The organism is Micromonospora sp. NPDC050695 (assembly GCF_040654415.1).
GTDB lineage: Bacteria > Actinomycetota > Actinomycetes > Mycobacteriales > Micromonosporaceae > Micromonospora.
Genome location: NZ_JBFAHZ010000101.1, coordinates 1 through 5,923, shown reverse-complemented (window position 1 = coordinate 5,923; position 5,923 = coordinate 1). Strand labels below are relative to the sequence as shown.

At 68.4% G+C, this 5,923-nt stretch carries 7 protein-coding genes and 1 pseudogene; 2 read left to right on the top strand and 6 right to left on the bottom strand.

Annotation, left to right across the window (positions count from 1 at the left end; all coding sequences use genetic code 11):
* The first annotated feature begins 201 nt into the window (after positions 1-201).
* Positions 202-1,173 carry a cytochrome P450 gene (locus AB0H52_RS31260; protein WP_151493056.1) on the top strand — a complete coding sequence of 324 codons (972 nt, stop codon included), beginning with the start codon at positions 202-204 and terminating at the stop codon, positions 1,171-1,173.
* 63 nt (positions 1,174-1,236) lie between these two features.
* On the opposite strand, the gene AB0H52_RS31255 is transcribed toward AB0H52_RS31260, so the two are convergent.
* Entirely contained in the window at positions 1,237-1,659 is a 423-nt protein-coding gene (locus AB0H52_RS31255; protein ID WP_151493057.1) for a DUF6069 family protein, read from the bottom strand.
* 153 nt (positions 1,660-1,812) lie between these two features.
* Between AB0H52_RS31255 and AB0H52_RS31250 the strand changes: the two genes are divergently transcribed.
* Complete coding sequence (locus tag AB0H52_RS31250) at positions 1,813-2,283, top strand: MarR family winged helix-turn-helix transcriptional regulator (RefSeq protein ID WP_151493058.1); 471 nt, start codon at positions 1,813-1,815, stop codon at positions 2,281-2,283.
* 4 nt (positions 2,284-2,287) lie between these two features.
* Here AB0H52_RS31250 and AB0H52_RS31245 read toward each other — a convergent pair whose 3' ends face one another.
* The 5 genes and pseudogenes from AB0H52_RS31245 to AB0H52_RS31225 form a co-directional block, all read right to left on the bottom strand.
* Positions 2,288-2,539, bottom strand: coding sequence for a BBE domain-containing protein (locus AB0H52_RS31245; RefSeq protein WP_255473758.1), 252 nt, complete (start codon positions 2,537-2,539; stop codon positions 2,288-2,290).
* Positions 2,540-3,208: 669 nt separating this feature from the next.
* Positions 3,209-3,529 (bottom strand): annotated as a pseudogene (locus tag AB0H52_RS31240) (FAD-binding protein); the annotation flags it as partial.
* 21 nt (positions 3,530-3,550) lie between these two features.
* Complete coding sequence (locus AB0H52_RS31235; protein ID WP_151493060.1) at positions 3,551-4,054, bottom strand: DUF6036 family nucleotidyltransferase; 504 nt, start codon at positions 4,052-4,054, stop codon at positions 3,551-3,553.
* 20 nt (positions 4,055-4,074) lie between these two features.
* Complete coding sequence (locus AB0H52_RS31230) at positions 4,075-4,461, bottom strand: hypothetical protein (RefSeq protein WP_151493061.1); 387 nt, start codon at positions 4,459-4,461, stop codon at positions 4,075-4,077.
* A 235-nt stretch (positions 4,462-4,696) separates the two neighbouring features.
* A complete protein-coding gene (locus tag AB0H52_RS31225) occupies positions 4,697-5,617 on the bottom strand; it encodes a site-specific integrase (protein ID WP_151493062.1) in 921 nt (306 codons plus the stop codon).
* Between the last annotated feature and the right edge of the window lie 306 nt (positions 5,618-5,923).

Below are 5,923 nucleotides of genomic sequence, written 5' to 3'. Positions count from 1 at the left end.
TGAGGGCTTCACCCGCTTCATCCGCCTCCACACAGGCCACTCACCCCACGAAATCCCTGTTCAGCGCCCCGCGCCGCGAGAACGCAACAGCCCTGGCATCTCGGGTGGCTGGTCACCGGCTACAGCGAGGCCCGCGCCGTACTGGCCGACCCGCGATTCAGCTCGCGCCGCGAACTGCAGCACTTCCCCATCCGCCACCCGATGGTGCCGACCGAGCCGACTCCGGCCGCGCCGGGCTCGTTCCCGGAGATGGACCCGCCCGACCACACCCGCTACCGCAAGCTGCTCACCAGCCACTTCACCGCGCGGAAGATCAACCTGCTGGCGCCGCGGGTGGAGGAGATCGTCACGCACTACCTCGACGAGATGGAGAAGGCAGGCCCACCGGTCGACCTCCTCGAGGCGTTCGCCATGCCGGTGCCGTCCCTGGTCATCTGCGAGCTGCTCGGCGTGCCGTACGAGGAGCGGGCGCAGTTCCAGACCCGGTCGGCAGTCATGGTGAACATGACCTCTACCCCGGAGGAGACCGCCGCCGCCTTCGGCGGCCTGCACCAGTTCGTGCACGAGATCGTGTTGGCCAAGCGGGCCGCGCCGACCCAGGATCTGCTCGGACAGCTCGCCGCCGGCGACGAGTTGACCGACGAGGAGCTGACCACGATCGGGCTCAACCTGCTCTTCGCGGGACACGGCCTGACCGCGAACATGCTGGCCCTGGGCGCCTTCGCGCTGATCGACGCGCCAGAGCAGCTCGCCGCGCTGCACGCCGACCCGGCGCTGATCGACGGTGCGGTCGAGGAGCTGCTGCGGTTCCTCACCATCGTGCATGTCGGGCCCACGCGGACCGCCCTTGCCGACATCGAGCTCGGTGGTCAGGTCGTGCGCGCCGGCGAGACGGTGACCCTGTCGCTGCCCGCCGCCAACCGCGATCCGGCCCACTACGAGGACCCGGACATCCTGGACATCAGCCGCGGCTCGCGCCAGCATCTGGCCCTCGGCCACGGCCTGCACCAGTGCCTCGGCCAGGAACTGGCCCGGATGCAGATGCGCATCGCCTACCCGGCGCTGTTCGGTCGCTTCCCGGACATCCGGTTGGCCGTCCCGCGTGAGCAGATCCCGATGCGCGACCAGATGGCGTTCTACGGCGTGCTCGCGCTGCCGGTTGCCTGGGGCTGAATCCCTGTTACGCGAAACGGCCGCTTCCACGTGCACGTGGAAGCGGCCGTTTCGTGTCCGAGATCAGGCGGAACGGGCGTCCTTGCGGAACAGCTGGATCACGATCGCGCCGACCGTGAGGTGCATCAGCACGAGCGCGACCTTGGTGCCGGTCGTGGCGTCGACCAGGAGCGGCAGCACCAGCGAGATCAGGAGCACGACGACCGCCACCGTGGTCCAGATCGCCTTGGCGCGCGCCGTGAACTTCTCCAGCAGGGCCAGCAGGGCCCAGCCGAACAGCCCAGCGAACACGGCCGTGAGCACCACCGCGAAGACCGAGACGTCCTGCGGGCCGGAGCCCTGGTCGACCTTCAGCTCGGCGCCGGCCGCCTTGGCGATCAACCACACGACGACGGCGCCGACCACGGCGGCCACGATGGCGATGGCCCTGGTCCGCGCGCGCGACGTGCCGCTGACGGCCCGGGTCGTGGAGGCTTCCGCAGACATGAATTGTCTCCTTCTGGTGGGGAGGTGCGAGGCGTGGTCCGACCGTACCAGATGATACTTTTCTTTACTATCTTGTTTTGAACGGACCCTTCGGCCAGGCTTACTCCGGTACGAGATAGTTCCAATCGCGGACTAGTTGCTAGGCTGGGTGGCATGAGCGACGTGCCTGACCTGATGTTTCTCATGTCCTGGGCCACCCACGCGCTGGCCCAGGAGCACGCCGTGGCCCTGTCCGGCCTGGGCATCTCGACCCGGGCCTACTGCGTGCTGGAGCGTGGCCTGACCGGTGAGCTGACCCAGAGCCAGCTGGGTGAGCTCTGCGGCATCGACAAGACCACCATGGTCGTCACTCTCGACGAACTCGAGCGGGCCGGGCTCGCCGAGCGCCGGATGTCGGAGACCGATCGGCGAGCTCGGATCGTCCGGGTCACCCTTAAGGGCGAGCAGATGGTCGCCGAGGCCGGCGAGATCGTCGCCCGGCTCCAAGCCGAGATCCTCTCCACGGTCCCGGCTCGCGACCGCAAGGTCTTCCTGGACGTGCTCGGCCGCCTGATCAATGGCCGGCTCTCCACGATCGTGCAGGCCGAACGGTCGGTCCGGCGGCGCGCCGCGAAGGCGGCGTGACCGCTCAGGCGCCGATGCTGCGCGGGTGGCGGAAGAAGTTGTAGCGGTCGAAGGCGGTCTTCGCCCTGACCAGTCTCGGATAGTTCTCCGCGTAGTACTGCTCCCGCCAGTCGGGCAGGTCGTAACTGGGGAAGTTGACGTAAGCGCCGGTGGAGAACGGTTCCAGAGCGACCGCGCCGGCGTCGGTCCAGGTTGTCGCGGCCGCCGCGTCCGCCGCCGACGGATTGGCATCGGCGTAGGTGGCCACGTAGCCCATCACCCACTGGGCGTCGCGGTGCACGAAGGCGGTCTCGGACCGGCTCCGCTCGTTCGCCACCCCGCCCACGCTCATGCAGTTGAGCACTCGCGTCTGCCCCGGGTGCCGATCGGCTACCAGCGTGTCGACGGCACGGCTGACGTCCGCGGCGGCGAACGGCCGGGAGACGAAACGGAAGGCGTCGCGCTGGAACGTGCCACGGTGCACGCTCGCCTCCGGGTTGGTGCCCACCCGGTGACAGGCCTCCATCGAGATCTGGTCGCAGCCGTACATCTTCTGCATGGCCTCGGCGTACGGCAGTTCGGCGGAGACCCTGCTCAGCGGAGCCGCGCCGGCCAAGCTCGCGAGCTGGTCCAGCGAGGTGTCCAGCGCGGCCTGCGTGCCGTGATGCACGCCGTAGACGAAGACCAGCGTGTTCTCCTCGGGCAACCCGTCCGGCAGCACGGCGACCATGGTCGAGCCCAGGTCGACCGACGCCGTCGCGGTCCACTCCTGCCACGCGGGAAGCACCGTCTGGATGTCGGCGAACGACCACTGGGTGTTGTAGTAGACGGCCCGGGGCTGGTCGATGCGACGCACCTCGAAGTCGACGACCACCCCGAAGTTGCCGCCGCCACCGCCGCGCAGCGCCCAGAACAGCTCCGGCTCCTGGGTCCGGGAGGTGGACACGATCCGGCCGTCGGCCAGCACCACGGTGGCCGAGACCAGCCGGTCACTGCCCATGCCGTACTTGCGGGTCTGCATGCCGATGCCGCCGCCGGAGTAGTAGCCGCCGGGGCAGACCGTCGGACAGGTGCCGGTCAGAAGCTGCGTCTGCTGCTTGCTGAGGGTGGTCAGCGCGTCGATCGACTGGGTACCCGGCCCGACGTGCACGGTCCGGGAGTTCGGGACGGCGTGGTTGATCCGGGAGACGTCCAGCACCACGCCCGGCCCGGTCGACCAGCCGGCGAAGTTGTGACCGCCGCTGCGGGTGTGCAGCGGCAGACCCCGGTCCTGGGCGAACCCTCCGAATCATCCGAAAAGTTCGCGGATAACTCCCATTGCTCGTGGCGAGATCGCTTCGTCAGGGTAGAAGTCGCTGCACAGACGTATAGCGTCGTCCACCGTCGTTACCTTGGCCAGCGCCGCCAGGGCGCGAAGGTCGTCCACGTCGCGGGTCCGCGCCGCGAGCGCTTTCATCGCGAAGATGTGCTCCGGCGAGGCGGCCATCACGCGCAGGCCAGGATGGTCGAAGACTCGCCGCTTGCCAGGGTCGTCCTTGCCGGATACGTACACGCTGGCCTGCTCGTTGAGCCACCACGGCGGTAGGCCCAGTTCGTCGGCCACTGCACGCGCCTCATCGAGGACGACTCCGTGCGGAACGAACATCGCGTCGACGTCCCTGGTCACCCGCTTCGCGTCGTAGGCGAGCGCCATCGCGGCACCACCCACGATGAAGATGTCAGCGACGACTCCGCGCCGGACAAGCCGGTCGCCCAGGTGAGCGAAAGCGCGTTCGAGTTCCGCGCGCCCCATGAGGACGCCGTCTGATCCGCTCACGCCGCGGCCAGGTCGTGAACGGACAGGTACACACCGTGCTTCCGGAATGCAGCCGGGGCCCATGCCAGGGCGTCAGCCCGGTGGATGGCCAGTTCAGCCGGGAACCATGCCCGGCGCAGAACACGTGCGTCGACCCATGCGGGCGGAGCAAGATCCGCCTGAGCCAGCAGGTGCTCCGCGAGCGCGGCAAGCAGCGCGTCCCACCGCGGGTCCCCGGTCAGCCCGGGCTCATCTTTCAACAGGTCGACCCTGGTTTCGGCGGGTTCCCAGCGGTACTCCTCCAGAAACTCCCACACGAGTTTCCAGCGAGTCTGGTCGGTGTCCGCGGATGCCAGATGGGTGGCCAACCTGGCCAGACTCATCGGTTCGTAGCTGGTACCCATCGGGCAGGCCTCACCTTCGAGCCGACGGCTTCATTCGTTGCAGACTATCGCGATGCCGCCCGCGAACACCGCAGAGGTGAGATGGCGACGGGTGCCCGATTTGGGCCGCGCCCCCGCTCGGAGGGTTCACCCATGCTGCGCGCGCGGCAGCACCCTTGTGATCTTGGTTGTAGGCAGCGCAATCTGTGACGTTGCCTGCCAACTAACAGGGCATGCATGCGAGCGTGACTCTCAGTCAGGATGTGATCGGGAAGACTACGAAGCTGATTGATTTTCTCGCGGATGTGACAGCCGCAGTCGAACAGGTCAGCGTGGTGTGGCGCAGCCAGTGGGTCGAGATGCCGTGCACGGCCACCCAGGGCAGGCGCTCACCCATGCGTTGCCACAAATGGTCGTAGCGGCGGCTGGTGATCGGTCGGCCGTTGCGCGCGCGCAGGAGCGGATCGGTCGGCAGGACCGCGCCGCGGGCGGCGGCGTGCTCCCGCAGGTGTCCGGCGAGATCGAGGGTGATGGGCTGCCAGCGGACAGTGGATCCTTTCTCGGCGAGGCGGACGAGCCCGTTGGTCGCATCGAGGTCGACCAGCCGTAGGGCCAGGGCGCCGCCGCGGCGGCCCGCGGTCTCGGTGTGCAAGCGCAGGAGCAGCGCGTCGAGGATGACGTCGTTTCCGCTGGTGCGCGCCATCGCGTTGATCTCCTCCAACTCGTGTGCGGTCAACGCGCGGCGGGTGCCGGGTAAGCGTCGGGGTTTCGCTACTCGGTGCGCGGGGCTGGCGGCGGCGTCGATCAGCCCGTCGGCGATGGCACATCGGTAGAACGCGCGGGCGGCGGCGATGAGGTGCTCACCGGCGTGCCGGCCGTTGCGGCTGTTGCGCCGCGACACGGCGCAGGCGATCATCACCTGTTTCAGAGCCTCGAACTCGCTGGCGGTGACGGAGTCCAACGGTCGCTCCGGCCACGCGGCGGCCATCCGCTCCCAGTAGGTGCCGTAGGTGCGGCGTGCTCCGGGCCCGGCAGCGGCGACAACACGGGGCAGGTACTCGGCGACCGTCGGCACAACGGACGGCGTCGCGGGGTGCGATTGCAGGTCGGTCACCGTGACGCCCAGGCGAGCCAGGACTTGGCGAGCGGCAGCGATGGCGGCGGGGTCAGTGTTCATTGCCGGCTCCCGCCAGGTGCGTGTGCAGGTCGGCGAGCAGGCGTACGACGGTGTTGACGGGATGCATGTCAAGCCCCGGGTTTGATGGAGAGTTGGTTAGCTGGTTTTCAGGGGTGCGGTGACCGGGTGGGTCATCGCGTGTAGTGCCTCGTGTTCGGCGGGTGGGACGTGTCCGAGCTCGCCGTGCAGCCGCCGGTTGTTGTACCAGTCGACCCTCCCTGTCACGCTGATGTGAGACAGCTCGTCTACCAGGGGATACTCTTCCTGGACGGTTCTGAGGAGAGATCATCAGCATGACGTCGAAGT